The organism is Thauera sp. 63, assembly GCF_000310165.2.
Classification (GTDB): Bacteria; Pseudomonadota; Gammaproteobacteria; order Burkholderiales; family Rhodocyclaceae; genus Thauera; species Thauera humireducens.
Genome location: NZ_AMXC01000008.1, coordinates 135197 through 152583, shown reverse-complemented (window position 1 = coordinate 152583; position 17387 = coordinate 135197). Strand labels below are relative to the sequence as shown.

16 protein-coding genes and 1 pseudogene are annotated in these 17387 nt (G+C 63.5%); 8 read left to right on the top strand and 9 right to left on the bottom strand.

Annotated features, from left to right (window positions below):
* Window positions 1-36 precede the first annotated feature (36 nt).
* Window positions 37-1833, top strand: a complete 1797-nt coding sequence (locus C664_RS09630; RefSeq protein ID WP_004258534.1) for an asparagine synthetase B family protein — start codon at window positions 37-39, stop codon at window positions 1831-1833.
* A 67-nt stretch (window positions 1834-1900) separates the two neighbouring features.
* On the top strand, window positions 1901-3142 hold the full coding sequence (locus tag C664_RS09625) for a pyridoxal-dependent decarboxylase, exosortase A system-associated (protein ID WP_004258532.1): 1242 nt from the start codon (window positions 1901-1903) through the stop codon (window positions 3140-3142).
* A gap of 65 nt (window positions 3143-3207) precedes the next feature.
* Here the strand turns inward: C664_RS09625 and C664_RS09620 are convergent, their stop codons facing one another.
* Window positions 3208-5634, bottom strand: coding sequence for a hypothetical protein (locus C664_RS09620; protein ID WP_157354092.1), 2427 nt, complete (start codon window positions 5632-5634; stop codon window positions 3208-3210).
* 364 nt (window positions 5635-5998) lie between these two features.
* Between C664_RS09620 and C664_RS20830 the strand changes: the two genes are divergently transcribed.
* Together C664_RS20830 and C664_RS09610 are read left to right on the top strand one after the other, a co-directional pair.
* Window positions 5999-6262: an MBOAT family O-acyltransferase gene (locus C664_RS20830; RefSeq protein ID WP_198291512.1), complete on the top strand. Its 264-nt coding sequence runs from the start codon at window positions 5999-6001 to the stop codon at window positions 6260-6262.
* Between the two features lie 162 nt (window positions 6263-6424).
* Window positions 6425-7519: a sugar-transfer associated ATP-grasp domain-containing protein gene (locus C664_RS09610; RefSeq protein ID WP_004258520.1), complete on the top strand. Its 1095-nt coding sequence runs from the start codon at window positions 6425-6427 to the stop codon at window positions 7517-7519.
* A 144-nt stretch (window positions 7520-7663) separates the two neighbouring features.
* Here C664_RS09610 and C664_RS20660 read toward each other — a convergent pair.
* From C664_RS20660 to C664_RS09585, 5 genes and pseudogenes are all read right to left on the bottom strand, one after another.
* Window positions 7664-7862, bottom strand: a pseudogene (locus C664_RS20660) (transposase domain-containing protein); the annotation flags it as partial.
* A 253-nt stretch (window positions 7863-8115) separates the two neighbouring features.
* Window positions 8116-8883, bottom strand: a complete 768-nt coding sequence (locus tag C664_RS09600) for a tetratricopeptide repeat protein (protein ID WP_157354089.1) — start codon at window positions 8881-8883, stop codon at window positions 8116-8118.
* Window positions 8884-8905: 22 nt separating this feature from the next.
* Window positions 8906-9829: a hydrolase 1, exosortase A system-associated gene (locus tag C664_RS09595; protein WP_004258512.1), complete on the bottom strand. Its 924-nt coding sequence runs from the start codon at window positions 9827-9829 to the stop codon at window positions 8906-8908.
* Entirely contained in the window at window positions 9816-10655 is an 840-nt protein-coding gene (locus tag C664_RS09590) for a hydrolase 2, exosortase A system-associated (protein WP_083483080.1), read from the bottom strand. Before C664_RS09590 ends, C664_RS09595 begins: the two co-directional genes overlap by 14 nt.
* Before the next feature lie 6 nt (window positions 10656-10661).
* Window positions 10662-10910, bottom strand: a complete 249-nt coding sequence (locus C664_RS09585) for an acyl carrier protein (RefSeq protein ID WP_004258505.1) — start codon at window positions 10908-10910, stop codon at window positions 10662-10664.
* A gap of 157 nt (window positions 10911-11067) precedes the next feature.
* On the opposite strand from C664_RS09585, the gene C664_RS09580 reads away from it, so the two are divergent.
* The 4 genes from C664_RS09580 to C664_RS09565 are packed head-to-tail and all read left to right on the top strand — an operon-like array spanning window position 11068 to window position 15122.
* Window positions 11068-11787 carry a hypothetical protein gene (locus C664_RS09580; protein ID WP_004258499.1) on the top strand — a complete coding sequence of 240 codons (720 nt, stop codon included), beginning with the start codon at window positions 11068-11070 and terminating at the stop codon, window positions 11785-11787.
* Entirely contained in the window at window positions 11784-12512 is a 729-nt protein-coding gene (locus C664_RS09575) for an SGNH/GDSL hydrolase family protein (protein ID WP_004258495.1), read from the top strand. Before C664_RS09580 ends, C664_RS09575 begins: the two co-directional genes overlap by 4 nt.
* Window positions 12509-13600 carry an acyltransferase family protein gene (locus C664_RS09570; RefSeq protein WP_004258493.1) on the top strand — a complete coding sequence of 364 codons (1092 nt, stop codon included), beginning with the start codon at window positions 12509-12511 and terminating at the stop codon, window positions 13598-13600. The genes C664_RS09575 and C664_RS09570 overlap by 4 nt, the downstream gene beginning before the upstream one ends.
* 49 nt (window positions 13601-13649) lie before the next feature.
* The gene (locus C664_RS09565; protein ID WP_004258490.1) at window positions 13650-15122 is read left to right on the top strand and encodes a lipopolysaccharide biosynthesis protein; all 1473 of its coding nucleotides are present in this window, start codon (window positions 13650-13652) and stop codon (window positions 15120-15122) included.
* Here the strand turns inward: C664_RS09565 and C664_RS09560 are convergent.
* From C664_RS09560 to C664_RS20310, 3 genes are all read right to left on the bottom strand, one after another.
* Window positions 15112-15360, bottom strand: a complete 249-nt coding sequence (locus C664_RS09560) for a hypothetical protein (RefSeq protein WP_004258487.1) — start codon at window positions 15358-15360, stop codon at window positions 15112-15114. The two genes, C664_RS09565 and C664_RS09560, sit on opposite strands and share 11 nt — an antisense overlap.
* Window positions 15361-15379: 19 nt before the next feature.
* Window positions 15380-16225, bottom strand: coding sequence for a sugar-transfer associated ATP-grasp domain-containing protein (locus C664_RS09555; RefSeq protein WP_269745295.1), 846 nt, complete (start codon window positions 16223-16225; stop codon window positions 15380-15382).
* A 340-nt stretch (window positions 16226-16565) separates the two neighbouring features.
* On the bottom strand, window positions 16566-17135 hold the full coding sequence (locus tag C664_RS20310; RefSeq protein WP_157354087.1) for a phage repressor protein: 570 nt from the start codon (window positions 17133-17135) through the stop codon (window positions 16566-16568).
* Window positions 17136-17387: the final 252 nt, after the last annotated feature.

Here is a 17387-nt window from a genome sequence, read left to right as displayed (position 1 = left end):
GAAACTTTCCAGCCTACGCGGCCAACGGAGTTCAGTGTGCTCGAGCGGTTCTGTGGTGTTCTTCACGCGTCGGACGCAGTCACCGACACCAGCCGGATCTTTCCCGAAAAGCTGGCGCGTCTGCAGTTTCCCCAAGGTGCAATCGGTTACCGGACGGATGTAACGGTCTTCCAGGAAGACGGCAGCGTCTGCCTTGCGCTTGGCACGCCCCGCTTCAAGGACGCCGCCCTGCAGCAACTCAAGGATCAGCGCGGCGCGGCTGCGGCCTGGGCGCAAGCCTTCCGCACCCTTGGCGATGACGCCCTGCAGCAAGCCGCCGGCCGCTTCAGCGTCATCCTGATCGCCCGGGATGGCAGCCAGGCATTGCTCGCCACCGACCGCTTCGGCACCTGGCCCATCTGCTATGCCGAACACGAGGGACGACTGCATTTCTCGGACCGCGCCGACACGCTCCCCGGCGTCCCGCGGAAGATCTCGTCGCAGGCGGTATTCGAGTACCTCTTCTTCCACATGATCCCGGCGCCGACGACCATCTTCGAAGGCGTCTTCCGGCTTCCCCAGGGCCACCTGCTCAAGTGGCAGGATGGCAAGGCCGAATGCCGGCGCTGGTGGCAAGCGGTCTTCGAGGAAGACAACACCCCGAGCCTGGAGGAGTCCAAAGCACGCTTCCTGCAGATCATCGAGGACGACGTACGCCGCGAGGCCGAAGGCGCCAGCGTGGGCTGCTTCCTGTCGGGCGGCACGGATAGTTCCACCGTCACCGGCATGCTGTGCAAGGTGCTCGGCCAGCCTGCACGCAGTTATTCGATCGGTTTCGACGCCAGCGGCTACGACGAGATGGCGTACGCCCGCATCGCCGCCAAGCGTTTCGGCGCGGACCACCGCGAGTACTACGTCACCCCGGACGACCTCGTGGCAGGCATTCCGCAGGTCGCCACCCACTACGACCAGCCTTTCGGCAACTCGTCCGCCCTGCCCGGCTGGATCTGCGCCACCCGCGCGCGCGAGGACGGCATCGAGCGCATGCTCGCCGGCGACGGCGGCGACGAACTGTTCGGCGGCAACACCCGCTACGCCAAGCAGCGGGTCTTCGGCTGGTACGACGGCGTGCCCGGCCTGCTGCGCCGCGGCCTGCTCGAGCCCACGCTGGCCCTGCCCGGCATGGGTCGCATTCCGGTGGTCAAGAAGGGCGTCAGCTACGTCGAGCAGGCCCGCGTGCCCATGCCCGACCGCATCCACATGTACAACATGCTGGTCCAACTGGGCATGGACACGGTCTTCGCGCCCGACTTCATCGCGCGTGTCGACACCGACCGCCCCTACCGCGGGCAGCGCGAGGTGTGGCAGGCCACCAACGCCCACGCCCACATCAACCGCATGCTCAACTACGACTGGAAATACACGCTGGCCGACAACGACCTGCCCAAGGTCATCGGCACCACCCAGCTGGCCGGCGTGGATGTAGCCTTCCCGCTGCTCAGCGACGAGCTCACCGACTTCTCGCTCACGCTGCCGCCGGAATGGAAGCTCAAGCGCCTGACCCTGCGCTGGTTCTTCAAGGAAGCCCTGCGCGGCTTCCTGCCCGACGAGATCATCGCCAAGAAGAAGCACGGCTTCGGCCTGCCCTTCGGTGTCTGGGCCTGCCAGCACGCGGGCCTCAAGGCGCTCGCGACCGACGCGCTGGGCAGCTTCCGCAGCCGCGGCATCGTTCGCCCCCAGTTCATCGACGAACTGCTGAACACCCACCTGCCCGCCCACCCCGGCTACTACGGCGAGATGGTGTGGATCCTGATGATCATGGAATTCTGGATGCGGGAACACGAGACAGCCTGACGCTCGTCACACGCCACCCGACAACGGATCACGCGCAACGCCCCGCCCTGCCGAATCGAGACTCGAGATGACCGAAACCCGCAAGCTGCCCGAACACACGCCGATGACCCAGTTCCCCGCTGCCGGCAGCGAACTGCTCATCAACGGCCAACCCCTCAGCCGCATTGCCGCACGTGTGGGACGCACGCCCTTCTACGCCTACGACCGCAGCCTCCTCAGCGCCCGCGTGGCGCAGTTGCGCGCCGCCCTGCCGGCCGAGGTCAAGCTGCACTTTGCAATGAAGGCCAACCCCATGCCGGCACTGGTGTGCCACATGGCGACGCTGGTCGACGGCATCGACGTGGCGTCCGCGGGCGAGCTGATGGTGGCGCTGGACGTCGGCGCCGATCCGCAGGAGATCAGCTTCGCCGGCCCCGGCAAGACCGACGCCGAGCTGCACCAGGCTGTGGCCGCCGGCATCCTGGTCAACGTCGAGTCCTTCCGCGAGGTGCCCATCCTCGCCGCCGCCCAGCAGGCGCTCGGCCTGCCGGCGCGCGTCGCGGTGCGCGTCAATCCGGATTTCGAGCTGAAATCCTCGGGCATGAAGATGGGCGGCGGGCCCAAGCAGTTCGGTGTCGATGCCGAACAGGTGCCCGAGCTGCTTGCCGCGATCGGCCGCGCCGAGCTCGCCTTCGAAGGCTTCCACCTCTTCGCCGGCTCGCAGAACCTCAAGCCCGAAGCCATCGTCGAGGCCCAGCAGAAGAGCTTCGCGCTCGCCTGCCGGCTGGCCGAAGACGCGCCGTCGCCGGTCAGGTTCCTCAACCTCGGCGGCGGCTTCGGCATCCCCTACTTCCCGGGCGAACAGCCGCTCGATCTCGCCCCGATCGGTGCCAACCTCGCCGACATCGTGGCGCAAGCAAAGGCAGCCCTACCGCACGCCGAGATCGTCATCGAACTCGGCCGCTACCTCGTGGGAGAAGCGGGCGTGTACGTCGCCAGGGTGCTGGACAAGAAGGTCTCGCGCGGCCACACCTACCTCGTCACCGACGGCGGCCTGCATCACCACCTGTCCGCCTCCGGCAACTTCGGCCAGGTCATCCGCAAGAACTACCCCGCGGCCATCGGCAACCGCATGGACGCAACCGTGCAGGAAACCGTCTCGGTCGTCGGCCCGCTATGCACTCCGCTCGACCTGCTGGCCGACCGCATGAACCTGGCCGCTGCCGAGCCGGGCGATCTGGTGGTCATCTACCAGTCGGGCGCCTATGGCGCCACGGCCAGTCCGCAGCGGTTTCTGGGGCATCCGGCGGTCACCGAAGTACTCATCTGAGCAGGCACCGCGCGTCGAGCGCTCGAGCCAATCCGGAGTCGCCGGAAGACGCCGGGCGCCGAGTGCTAAGGCGCCCGTGCCGCCGCACCCCCGCTCTGCAGCCCCAGCGCCGCGAACATCAGCAGATACGCGAGCATCGCCAGGCGCGGCGCGTCCACCAGGCTATCGAAGGCGCCGACGATGAAGAAGGCGGTCAGGCCGGCGAGCAAGGGCGGGGCCAAGGGGTGCGCTGACGCGCGCCCCAGCGTCAGGCGCGACGCCGCGGCCAAGCACAACAGCGAGAACGCGACCAGTCCCAGCCACCCCTGCTCCACAAAAAAGTGGAGCCACAGGTTCTTGGCATGCCAGGGCAAGTGATGACGATCGCTGGAGAAGAACCAGTAATCCGCCCCCTGCTCGAAGTGTCCGTTGCCCAGCTGCTCACGCCCACGCGCATCGATCAGGCTCAGCTCGTCCACCTCGAGCAAGGCACGACTGTCGTTGGCAATCGAGAACACCGTCAGCCGTGGCAAGCCCGCAGCCGGCACACCGAGACGCCCCGGGGGCAACATCAACTGGTAGGTGTTCCAGGCGCTCCCCTGCGGCACCCGAATACCGGCTGTTGTGCACCCCCCGTCGTACAACAGATGCTTGCGGCACACCTCGACCGCCAGGCGGGCATCCTGCTCGGGAGCGCGCAGGCGCACCGCCAGTTGCAAGGGCGAAGCCAAGCCCGGCGACACGCGCTGCGAAACCCGGTACAGCTCACCAAAGCCCAGCACGTGACGCGGCGCCCCCAGCTTCAGATAGGGATTCCCCGCATCGAAACCCAGGGTGTGCGACCCCGGGAACACCTCCTGCGGCGCGTGCCAGAAATACGCCTCGGCAAACTGCCCCACGCCCACGCCGAGCCACTGCGCCCCCTGCGCAGACGGCAGCGATGCGGCATAGGACCAGTGTGCAAAGCGGCCTTCCAGATCGGCAGCAGCACGCTCCATGCGCTGGGCCGCGTAGTAGGTGTTGAGGCTCACCACAGTCAGGGCCATCGCGCCCAGGCAGAGCGAAACCAGCACCCAACCATGCACCGTCGGCCGCCAACAGCGCGCGGGCTGCAAGCGCACCCACGCAAGCGGCAAGAGGACGAAGAGCGCGCACAGCAGGGCCGGCAACAATCCGCCTGATTCGGCCCAGTGGTGACTCACCAGCACCGCGTTCGCCGCCAGCCACCCGAGCAGGCCCAGCACCAGACCGACCGCCACACGCTCAAGCCGTACCGGAAGATGCGCGAACAAGGCCCAGCCCAGCGCCACCGCATTGAATGCATAGGCGAGGTACACCCCTTTCGGCACAAGGACGATGGCGATCGCGCTCGCGACAGTCCCCCCCAGTGCAAGCAGCAGCGCAGCCCCCAGCGCACCGCCCGACGCCAGCGCGAACACCGGTGCCACCCCGAAGACTGCCAACGCAAGGCCCAGCATGGCCGCCAACCCACGAAAACCGCCGGCCTGGAACACCCCGCCGAGCAGCCAGATGCACGCCGCCGCAAACCCGGCCCACACAAGCACCGCCGGAAGCGACACCCGCCACGCCCCACGCCGCAGCATCGCGAGCAGAAGTACCGCAACCCCCACCGCCAAGCCCAGGTACAGCCCGCGGGAGAAGGTCGTGAAGCTCGCATAGGCCAGCACGGCAAGCACCCCCGCCCCGATCGCCAGCCGGCGTGCATCACGCTCACCCAGCACCCACCACAAGGCCACGGGCACCGTCAACGCCAGCCAGCCGTCCAGCGTGGCGCCGCCCACGTTCATCTCCCAGAACAGTGCCGTGGTACGGTAATCGCTCGCGAAGTCCGACAAACCGGTGAACGCCCAGCGCTCCCACACCGCAGCCAGCGAAACCAACACAGCCCCCGCCACCAAGCCGAACACCAGCGTCTGCGTCGCCGTCTGCGGTCGGTCGCGCAAGGCCTGCGCCAGCAGCGGCAGCAACAACACGGCCCAGAGAAAACCCTTGGCGAGGCGCGGCCCGTTCAAGGCGGTGCCGTACCCCATCCATAGCGCTGCATCGCCCGCCGCCTCGGCCACCGCAGACCACTGCGTCGACACCAGAAAACTCAGACCCAGCAATGCGACCACGCCGAGCTGAAGCGGGCCGAACCGCCAGGGCCGCCTGCCCGCCACATCGGCTCGCGCCCGACGCATGGGGGCCATCGACTGCACACTGCCCACCAGCAGCGCGCTCATCACCAGCGCATCGCTCTCGGTCAGGTGAATGGCGCCGGACCAGCCGGCCAGATCGACCACGGGCGCCAGCGCCGGCACACAGAACAGCCAGGCGTCGCGGCGTGCGCTCATCAGGGCAACAAAGCCGGTCGCGATCACACACCCGGCGACCACGCCGAAGGGGTGACGCAGGGCAAACACCACCAGGCCCGTCAGACCACACAGCGCCAGCAATCCCCAGCCCGTCGATGTCAGCGCGCTGCCCTTCAAGCCTCCCAAATGCGCCCCCATGCTCCGCCTTCCTCCTGTCCTCAATGAGCAGCCAGTCTACGGGGCAATCGGGTCAGACTCCATCGATCCTCACATTCTTTGAAACACCGTCCTTGAACGGCAGCAGCACCCGGCACACCACCTCGAAAGACGCACCTGCAGCCTCCATGGTCCGGGCAGCCCTCGACAACGGCATGGACCCGCGCGCAACGGCACGGACGCACAAATCCACCACCCGGCGCAGCTTGGTCTGCGCCTCGTATCGCTAGGGGGCAATTTTCGGTGTCGCCTAACAATACGCTCCCCCGTCTTCAACACTGCAGCAGCGGGCGAGTCGGTTACGTTTTTCGAAGCATGGGGCGGTACGCTTGCCCACACGCTCTAGATCTACTTCGATTTTTCGGGGTATTCGGATATAGCCGTCGGCGCAGCGCACATGCTTGGCATCGTGCTTCCGGTCAGCTTCCGCTCGCCCAACAAGGCGACAAGGATCATCGAATTCTGGCGCCGCGGGCACACGACACTGTCCGCCTTCCTGCGCGATTACCTATACGTCGCGCTGAGCGGCAATCGAAACGGCACGCTCAGGCTCTACCGCAACCTCATGCTCACTATGCTGCTTGGGGGCCGGTACTGCCGCACCGTCTAAAGGCATCGCTCTCTTGGGCAGTCACCTTTCCTGCCGTGGTCGCCCGCGGGCTCTGAATCGCCCCGGGTTTCCTATGAACCCCGGGGCGATTCACTGCGTCATGATCTTCACGTAACCTTCCCGTGGCATATCGCCCGTTCTTTCCTCAAGGATTAGCGCACCATGGCAAACGCCACCACCAGCGCCTACGGGCTGGCCAGCTACGTCGACGCGGCGACGCAGATCGCTGCGCGCGGGCACGTCAGCCAACCGCTGACCCTGCTGCGCATACTCGCTGCCAAGGCCGCGTTCGGCCTATCGGCGACCGAATACGCCCAGTACGAGCTGCAGCAGAAGCCGTTCGCACGACTGGCCGACTACCAGACCAAGAAGCAGACCACCGCGCTGTTCGACCGCATCAACCCGCACGCCGAACGCCCGGCTGTCGAAGACAAGCTGCGCTTCCATCGCCTGTGCCTCGTAGCCGGCCTGCCGGTACCCACGCTGCACGCCGTGCTCACCCGGCGTGGCACCCAGGGCATCGATGACTTCCCGTTGCTCGACAGTATTGATGCCGTCATCGACCGCTTCCACGTCCAGGATGAAGTGCGCCTGATCCTCAAGCCGCAGAGCGACGCTCTTGGCACGGGTGTGCGCTTCGTCAGCCTACGCCACGGGGCGGTGTTCGATATCGCCGGCAAGCCGGTCGAGCTTGCCGAGTTCGCCGCCAAGCTTTACTCCGACATGCAGCGCGACGACTATCTGGTGCAGGAATTCGTCCGGCCGCATCCGCAGATGGCAGCCTTGGGCTCGGGCAAGGCGCTTGGCACCTTGCGCATCATGAGCTGGCTGCAGGACGACTCGGTGCAGATTCTTTACGCGTTGTGCCGCATTCCCTGCGGCGACAACCCGCACGACAACTTCTCCGGTGGCAGCACCGGCAACTTGATCACCACGATCGACCCCGCAACGGGCCGTCTCGGGGCGGCCTATGGTCGGCGCAACACGCGTTATCCCCGGCTGCTTGAGCGCTTTGAGTACAACCCCGACACGCGCATGCCGATCGCCGGCATGGCGGTGCCGCAATGGGCCGAGATTCGCCAGACGGTCGAGCGCGCCGCCAGGGTCTTCAACCGCCTGCCAGCCCTCGGCTGGGATTTCGCGCTATCGGAGGGCGGCATTGTCATCATCGAAGCCAACTCCAACCCCGACATCATCAGCGTGCAGGCATCCAGCGGCTGCGGGGCGCGTCAGGTGCTAAGGCCCCTTTATGGCTGAAGTACGCGGCAGATTCCTGCAGCGCGCGCTGCGCCGCATCCGCAGTTCAGGTCCGGTGAGCTGGGCGCGCAGCGACCGCAATCTGCTGTTGCACCCCATCGACGCCAGCCAGATCAAGCCGGTGCTGACCGACGAACTGCGCATCAATGCGCTCGAAGACCTCGCGCATTTCAGGGTCGGCAGCCGTTCGAGCAGATTTTAGATAGGCAAAGGGCCCATGGCCGTTGAGCTGCGCGGACTGAATCAGGCTAATGATCGCAGCAGCACCTTGGCCCGCCCGCAGGCTCCCCGCAAACAGCCAGTTCTTGCGCCGGAGCGCAATCGGCCGGATCGGGTTCTCGAGCTTGAAGGCTTCGCTGTGCGTGCGCAAAGTCCGGCGCAGGATGACGACATCCGTAGTGTCCACCATCGAATTTGATGGGCACGATCTTCAATGGCCTAGCTGGCTGGGGGAAAGTGAGTTCGCCGGGTGCTTACCCAGCATTTCCGAGTGGGCCGCCCTTCGTTCCAAACTACCCGGAACGACTGCGTCCGTTCCGAACGCAGTAAGACAAGAGTGAGTCTCTTTAGTCGCTCAACATCCGCGGAGCCAAGCTTCAGTCGGTGCGGTCCGGCGCAGTCTCTATGGCAGGCGAGGGTTCGGCAGCCTGCTCAGGCGTAGCGTCTTCAGCCGCTCTGGAAACCGGTGCTTGCGCGGCCGTCGCGGGTGACGCCTCTCGCCACTTGCCTGCGCGCATCAGTTGATTGCGCAGCCCTTCCAAAGGGAAACCCAAGTCATAAGCTGCATGAGCGTTCTCGAGCGCCTGCTCGAACCTGCCAAGCTTCACATAGGCAAGACCGAGGTTATAAAGCACATTACCGTTGGGTTCCCCGGTGCTCTTGGCCAGTTCCAAATACTTCACGGCCTCTTCATGCTTGCCGATCCGCAGCAGGTGAATGCCGTAGAGCATCTTGACGATCGGATCATCCGGCTGAAACCGCATGCCCCTTTCAAACCAGCAGTCAATTGAATAGGTCGTTCCACGCGGCGTAGCCCTCTTCTCCCGCTGGCTCTGCCGCGCCATGGCATCGAGCGCGCGTGGATGGTTCGGGAACACCCTCAGCACGTACGAGATATCACCAGCCGCTGTCTCGGCCGTCTGCCCGCGACGCAGGTTCTGGACATCCTGGTTGAAATGGAAACGCTCGACGATATCGTGCTTGTCAGCGTTCGATCGGTAATCGTAGGGGCCAAAATGGAACTGCAGACTGCCACAGGCGCTCATATCCTGCGCGAAGGCCGGCATCGATAACACCGAGACCGTCGCACACACAATTCCGACTACGATGGTTGCCAATCGAGCCAGAGATACACGCTGATTCACCGTCCTTCCTCCTTATCGCCGTTCAGGCTGCATTGACTTCGGTCAGGAAGCCGCGATCAAGCAACCATTCGACAGTGAAGCGCTCCACTGCCTCAACGTCCGCAGCACGAGAGAACGTATGATCGGCGCCCTCGAAGTGTCTCAAAGACACTCGTGTAGACCCAAGCAGGGCTCGCCATGCGGCATCAGTCCGCGCAAGCTCCTCGAACTCCCGTGCGACAAGGTCACGTCCGCTTAGTGCCACAGCCACCGGCACGGACGACTGGGTCAGCCCGACCAGCATACGCTGCGGCAGGTGCGGTACGTCCGCAAGGTGCGCGGACTTGGCCTGAACGCTAACCGCCCTTGCGGACACAGCGGATTCACCCGACGCCCCTTCGTTCCGCGCCCGATCCAGGACTGTCGCTACCAGCGACGCAATCGAGCGGAGGACCCGCACCTCGCCGCGCAACAGCTTACGCCAGAAGCGCCCATCGAGAAAACGTCGCAGGTAATAGTGCTTGAGCATCACCCCTGCCGAACTGGCACCCGTCCGCACCCAAGGGTTCAGCAAAACAACTCCTGCGACCTTGGCGTTCGCCGACAGTGCCATGCATGCCGCGCTAGCCCCATCGCAGAGCCCCCATAGCACCACGCGTTCCATGGTGGGCACGGCAGTGAAGAAGGCATCCACCGCCGCGCAGACATCATCATTGACCGTGGCGAAACTACGCTGCTCCCCCGAAGCGTCCCCCATGCCGCGATAGTCGAATCGCATACACGGCACGCCCTCTCGGGCTAGATGGCGGGCGAGCCTCACAAACTGGCGATGACTGCCCACGCGATACTGCGGCCCGCCGACAATAACAAGGACCCCAGTCGAAGCCGGCTTGTCATTCGTCGAAACGATGCCGATCAGGCTCTCACTACGGCAGTCGAACATGACTGCCCGCTCAACGACCTCCATGCATCTCATCCATCGCAAGGGAGGTCGAGCACAGCAGACCTTCACTAACCTCGATCTCCTGAGCCTGCCAGAACGACGGGCCCGTCACGCACGTGGTGCGGACGTCTGCACCACGCGCGGTCAAACGCCGAGCCAGTGTCAAAATCGCCGGTGAGCATGGCGCATCAACCGCCGGATTCAACTCAAGAAACCTCACTGGCGCAGCATACTCATCGGGGAAATCCAGCCTCGCCGCCTCGAGTCCCGCGACCAAGGATGGCGCGAGACGATACCCCGCCACCTCAACGACCGAACCGCGCTCGATCTCGGCGCGCATCGCAGCCATTACCGCCTTCGCGTCATGCTCGTCCAGCATTCCGCTTACGCCTTTCAGACGCAGGAACTGCTGCAGGTGCTGCTTGCCGTTTACGACCGGCTGCCACACGAGCACGGGACACGTCTTCCCCGCCTTGGACAACCAGTCCGACGCCAACAAACCACCCGCGCGCAAGCCCCAGAGCGCCACCGACAGAAACCCCTGCGCCTCGAGCCAGCCATACGCCAGACCGATATCCGCGAGCCATGCGTCCCACGCTGCATCTTCGAAGTCGCCGCTGCTGTCGCCACATCCCAACAAATCGATCTGAAGGACCGTCCATCCTTTTTGCGCAAGCGCCGCAGCCGCCAAAGCCGCCATACGACGCGACTTGTTCAGCTCTTCCGCAAAGGGATGAACGTAGAGCACTGCCCCACGAGATTGGGACGCGCCTGGACCCGTAACAATGCAGAAGCACTGTCCCCCACCCGGCCTGGACAGGAAGAAGGCCTCACGCTGCGTCGGGGGCATACGACGTCAGGCGGTCTTGCCAGCTACGAACTCGACCAGCGTACCAACCGTCGCGAAGGTCGCACCGTCGATCTCATCGTCTTCGACATAGAAGCCGAAGCGCTCCTCAAGCATGTTGATCACACCAACCACAGCCATTGAATCGAGCTCGGGAACCGCACCCAACAAGGGGGTGGAGGCATCGAACTCAAGTGCGCGGCCCTTCAGGCTCAGCACGTCGTCAAGAATGGCAAGAACTTCGTTTTGGATATCCAAAGACTACTCCCAGAGCTGCTGATAGTTGCCGACGCCATAATTCGGGGCTCAGCCGACCGTTGAACGCGCTGTATTATAAACGCCGCTTCGACCGGAGCATGTCCTGAGTATGACATGCAGACGCGACAGGCGCCCATGCCCCACCTGCGGAGACACCTTGAGCACGTCCTTTGCCTCACGTCTGGCCAGCCCCCTTCGTCAGTTCGGCTGGAAGGAAGGCTTTCTCTACCTGCTCGCAATGGGGCTCGCTCGGCTTTCGGCTGGCAAGATCCAACTCATCCGCTATCACTTCGTCGCCCAACCCGTACCGGCGACGACGCAAGACCGTCCTCTGCCGCAAGGCGCCCGCACGTCGATCGACTTCATCACGCCAGCGGACGCCGTCGTCGCCCAGTTTCCCCGCCCCAAGACAATCATCGCCCGCCGTTTCGCGAACGGTGACCGCTGCATCGCCTCCCGAACCGACGAGCGCTTTACAGGCTACATCTGGTTTGCACGCGGGCATTACGATGAAGACACGGTGCGCTGTCGCTACACCCTCGCCAACCCCAGCCAGAGTGTTTGGGACTACGACGTCTTCGTCCATCCCGACTTCCGCATGGGGCGCACCTTCGCCAGGCTCTGGTCGACCGCCAACCGCCACCTCGCAGAGGAGGGCGTGCGCTGGAGCTATTCCAGAATCGCGACAGCCAATCCGCAATCGCTCGACTCCCACCGGCGGCTCGGCATCGAGGCACTCTTCTCCGCATCCTTCCTGAAGGTGGGCACCCTGCAACTGATGATCGCGAGCACAGCCCCTTACGTGCACCTTTCGCTATCGGCGACATCCATTCCTGAATTGCGCCTGCTGCCCCCGCAGCGAGCCGGTGACACATGAAACCGCCCCTGCCGCCCTTGATTGCCACCGCAGTCGCGCTCCTGGCTGGGGTGGTGCTGGGCGCTCTCGGGGGCGTATGGATTGAGCGCAAAGGCTCCACTCCGGTGCCCGACTTCATGCAGGTGCAGCGCGGCCACTTGTCTCGGCTCGATGGCGCCAGCGCGCCCGGGCGAGTCGTCTTCCTCGGCAGCAGCACCTTTCAAGGCCTCGACGTCTCGTCCGTGACCCCGGTCGGACTCAATCTCGGACTCGGCAGCGACACTGTGCCGGGCTTGCTTCAGCGCTTGAGAGACTACGCGTCCCTTGACCACGCCCGCGCAGTCTTGATCAACATCGGGCTAAACGATTTGATGCAGCGATGCGCGCTCCCCGCCGTCCCGGTGGACGAAATTCTGCATCACGTACCGTTGCCGACGCCCGTCATCTTACTCGGCGTGCAGGGCATTGACCCCGGACGACACGGCGCACGCTGCGAAGGCCACATCGCTCAACTGATCAGCAGTCTGAACGAGGACTTTGTCCGCGCCTGCGCCCTTCGTACTGGGTGCCGTTTCGTTCCGCACCCCATCCCGGCAACGGGTCAGACACCTGAATTCGCAACACTTCGGGAAGAAGATGGCGTGCATCTCTCGCCAGCAGGCTATCGTCAATTGGTCCTGCAACTACGCGAAGCGCTGGCCGCCTTCGATCCGAGCCTTGTCAGCCCACCCCATTTGAACCCATGACCTTCCAGCCAACCACCAGCACGCCAATCGCGCGCAACGCGTCGCTCGATGCCGCACGTGGCATCCTGATGATGCTAGGCGTTGTCCTTCACACGGCAAACATCTACTGTACGAACGGAGGCTGGCTCGTCTGGGACACACAGCGCAGCAGCGCCTTCGACGCCTTCACCGAACTCATCCACGTATTCCGGATGCCAGCCTTCTTCTGGATTTCAGGGTATTTCTGCGCCCTCACCTTCCAGCGCAACGGCGCCGACGGACTCCTCCGCAAGCGGCTGCCGCGCCTGGCCCTGCCCCTTCTCGCGGCGTGGCTCACCCTCAACGTCAGCCAAGAGCTGCTCATGGCGGCAGCACGCGGCCGCGATGCAACGGACGCCATCCTCGACGGCGTTCCGCTGTTCCATCTCTGGTTCCTCGTCGACTTGCTCTTCTACACCGGCATGGCGGCTCTTCTGCTACCCCTGTCGCGCCCCCTTGCACACCATCTGCAACGCCTCGACGGCGCGCCTCTGGTTCTGATGCTTCCAGCCCTCGCACTGCTCAGCATGTCCTTCAGCATTGCCGCACGGGCAACGGGCATCGCCTACGAAGACGTCTTTGGCCTTACGTCGCTGTTCCGGCTAGCGACCTATGCCCCCTACTTTGTGGTCGGCGTCTTCATGTATTCACACGCCAAAGCACGCGACACCTTCCTGCGCACGCCTGTCGCGTTCATCGTCGGGGCCTTGCCGCTCGCGGTAATTGCCGACCACTACACGCGCGGACCCGGCGGTCTGACGGCCGAGGCGGCGCTCGCGGTCGAGTACCTCATGATCTGGATCAGCGTCGCCGTCATCCTGCGGCTCATCCATGCCCTGTTCCACCGTGACAATCGCCTTACCCGCTTCCTCAGCGATGCGGCGTATTCGGTTTTCCTCTTTCACCACATCATCGTGGTCGCACTTGGTCTCGCCCTGATGCAGTATCCAATCGGCGCCTGGCCCAAGTTCCTGTTCATTGCAAGCGTGAGCCTCGGCCTCTCGGTACTCGTCCACACGCTGCTGATCCGCCGCAATCGCTTCGCGCGTCTGCTGTTCAACGGCAAGTAGGCCCCGAACCACCCGCCCCATACCGCTGCTCACACCCCCGGAGTTATTCTTGCCACAGGCAAAACCCAACATCATTCATGGCGCTTTCCTCGCTATCGCCATGCGCTGGACAGACCGCCTCATCGGCCTGCTCAGCACCATCATTCTGGCCCGCATCCTGGTCCCGGCAGACTTCGGCATCATCGCTACCGCCTCCATCGTCATCGCGTTGGCCGACGTATTGCTGGAAATGGGGGTCTATATGGTGCTGATGCAGACCAAAGCCCCCACGCCGGCGCACTACGACACCGCATGGACCATCCGCCTGATCCAGACCTCGATCATGACGGTCGGGGTGCTCTTGGCCGCGCCCTTCGCTGCGGAATACTTCAACAACCCTGAACTGACTGCAGTCATCCGCATCCTCGCCTTCACCTTCCTGCTGGAGGGGCTCGAGAACATCTGGATCATCACGCTTCAGAAAGACCAGCAATACACCCGCGACTTCCGCTTCATGTTCTCGAAGCGCTTCGCCGGCTTCGTCATCACCGTGGCCGGCGCGGTCATTACTCAGTCCTACTGGGCACTCATCGCCGGCACGCTAGGCGGGCGCCTCACCGGGGTCATCCTCAGCTACGTCATGGATCGCCGCCACCCCAGATTTACCCTCGAGAAGTTCCGCGACATATTTTCACTGTCGCAGTGGGTGTGGGTACAAAGCATTGCTCAATACTTTCAGTTTCGCCTACATGAGATCGTCGTCGCCAGCCGGGAGTCATCCAGCGTCATGGGCACCTACACCCTTGCGGGACAGATCGCTGCGATCCCTACATCGGAACTGCTTGCTCCGCTCAACCGGGTGCTATTCCCTGCGTTCGTAAAGGTGAAAGAAGACCTCACTGAACTCAAGCGAGTCTTCCTGCTCGCGCAGAGCGTCCAAGCGCTCATCGCTGTTCCAGCTGCGGTAGGCATGACCCTCGTCGCACGGGAAATCGTCACCATACTGTTAGGGGAAAAGTGGCTCACAGCGGCTCCAGTCATTGAAGTTCTCGCACTTCTGGGCTGTTTCACCGCGATTACCAGCAGTGGCTTCTACGTTCTTTCGACACTGGGCAAATTCCGCATCATCGCGATGTATGCGTGGATTCAAGTCGCACTGTTCGCCGCACTGGCCTACCTTGTCTTCCCTGATGCTGGAGCGGATACCGTTGCTCGCCTGCGCTTAGTTCTTGCGGCCTTCGGTTTGATCGCCTTCACGGTCTTTCTGTGTCGCGAACTGCCAGGGCTCAACGCGTCAGATATGGCTCGCTCCATCGCAAGGCCGGCGTTTGGTGCAGCGGTTATGTACGGCGGTGTGGTGGCAATCGAGCCGCTGCTGCACTTACCTTTATTCTTGGGGCTTGTCATCAAGATCACAGCCGGGGCACTACTCTACGCAGTTTCCGTCCTGCTCGCCTGGCGCATATCTGGGAGCAAGTCAGGTGCAGAGTCGTTTGTTCTTGAGCGGCTCGCCTACCCAGCCCTTCGTCGCCTCAATCGCTGACACAACAACTCTCCCTGCACAAGTTTAGGCCGAGCGCGCCGTTCGTTAATTGCGGCAGGGGGAATTGCCTTGCAGCCGACTCGGCGAGGATGATAGGGGTGATCAGAGAGCCGCTGATCACAAAGAAGACATCGACACCGACGAGGCCGCCGGCAAAGGCCTCAAACGCTGCATGAAACAGGGTTACCGGGAGGACCGAGAGGGAGCGCAGGCCATCGGCTTCGAGTCTGTACTGCATGGCGCCGACGGGACGGCGGTCAAGCGTTGTTTTCGCGTGCAAGCGCCCGGAACACCCCGTGCCGCACCGAGTGCCCGAGACGCTGGTACACGGGAATGGAGACGTAGCTGTTCATTTCGATGAGCAGCGGGCCGCGCTCGGTGATTGCCACATCCCAGCCGAGACTGCGGGCCGAGGTGAGGTTCTGGTGGGCACGGGCTGCGAGGGCGAGTGCCTCGCGCCAGAAAGGGACGACGAATCCGTCAATCCGCGCACCGGAATCGGGATGGGTTTCGTAGGTCTCCTTGCCCGGCCACACGAAACCGCTGCTTAAGGCCCCGGTTTCAAGGTCGAGGTGCGCTGCAAGCCCTCCCGCCCCCACGTTGTCAATCAACGACGAACCTCGCCCCATCTTGAGAATGACGGCGGGGAATTCGACGTCACCGCTGTCCTTAAGTGTAGTCAGGATGCGCAGGGTATTGACTGCTGTCGCCGAAAACGCCGTCAGTCCTTGATGCTGCTTGACATGTTGCTGGAAGATCAGCCCCTCCGGATCGCCCGCCACCCGGTCGAGGTAGTCCCCTACCCCAACCGGGCCGCCACGGCGCAACGTCAGCGTGCGCGAAGCAGGATCGCTGGCGACGATGAGGTCAAACCCATGCCCATGACCTCCACCATAGGGCTTGGTGACGATCGGCTTGTCCAGCGCTGCAAGAAAGGTGAGCAGCTCATCGGGGTCGCCCGAATACGGCTGTCCACCCAACATCCCCCGCCGCCCCGTGATGAAGCCGAACACCGCGGGGGTCGCCAGATCGAGCGCCTTGAAGAAGCAGTACTGGTGCCACTTATCGAAGTTGACGACGCCTGTCTGGCGCGGATTCAGGATCTTTTCTATGCGCGCATACTCTCGGATCGAAAGGTAGTCCGCGGAGACGCCTTCGTAGAGGGGACTGAAGTAATACTCGGAAGGAGATAAACCATAACGGACGATCGGGATAAGATCCTTAATCGTATCGACAAGGCTACGCCCTGTCTCCGCACGGTTCTCGGCGGAAAGCCGCAGGTAGTGTGGGGGGGTGATCGTTTTGACACCTGAGTTAGCGCGGCGGAATCAGCGAGAAGGCTAGGCGCAGCAAGGGTTTCGAGGCTGGCGGGGGCCGGAACGAGAAGCGAACATTTCGCACGCAATGTGCGCAGGTTTGCGCGTCAATTGGCACAGTCCGGCGCTACTTTGGGTCGCCCTGGAGTCCGAGAGCCTTGTAGAGACGAGCGGCGACGCGCACAGCCTCCAGACGAGCCTGGAGATGGGGAGAGCATGCGGCGAACTCACGCCACGCCTCGACCACCTCGAGCATGCGCACAGCCGTTTCAGCGGATATAGGGTCGCGAAGCCGATCCTCCATTGTCCGAAGTAGCGCCAGGAGCATTTCAAGGCGCACTTCGTCTTCTGGGGCGTCGAGCTTTGGGGTGGCAGTCATCCCATACGGCACGCGGTCTTCCTGGATGGAGAGGTCCGTCGACATGGCCCTGAGGTCTCCATACCCACCCACTGAATGGGCCTCGTCCGCGATCACAACTCCGTCGAGCGCTGATATCGCAGCGAGGATCGGCGCTGGCGGCTTGTAGAGCGTGAGTTCGCCGCGCCTGCCGCCTTTGCCGGGAACCACCTTGGCAGGCCACCCCTGCCGCGCAGCCCTCTTCGCGCAGCCCCGATCGGAGGTGGGGAGGCCGACCTTTTCCCCAAATCCAGCAAGTTCTGCAGCCGAGAACCAGCCTTGTGCACGTTCGGTACTCACTGACACAGTAACGAACTCCTAGTAGCAGGCCAAATATAAGTAGCGAACACCTGAAAGGCCCTGATATTCCTTGCGTTGCCGCGTTCGAAGCCAAATAAGCATGTCAACGAGTATGGAACTCTTTGACAGTTAGGAGCCCAGCTCTCAACGTGCCGAATAGAAAACAACGAACATAAAGTAAGAATCTTGGCACGCAAGGCAATAAAAAACCTGCATGACGCATGACATTGAAGCCGTCGCGCTTCCGGAATG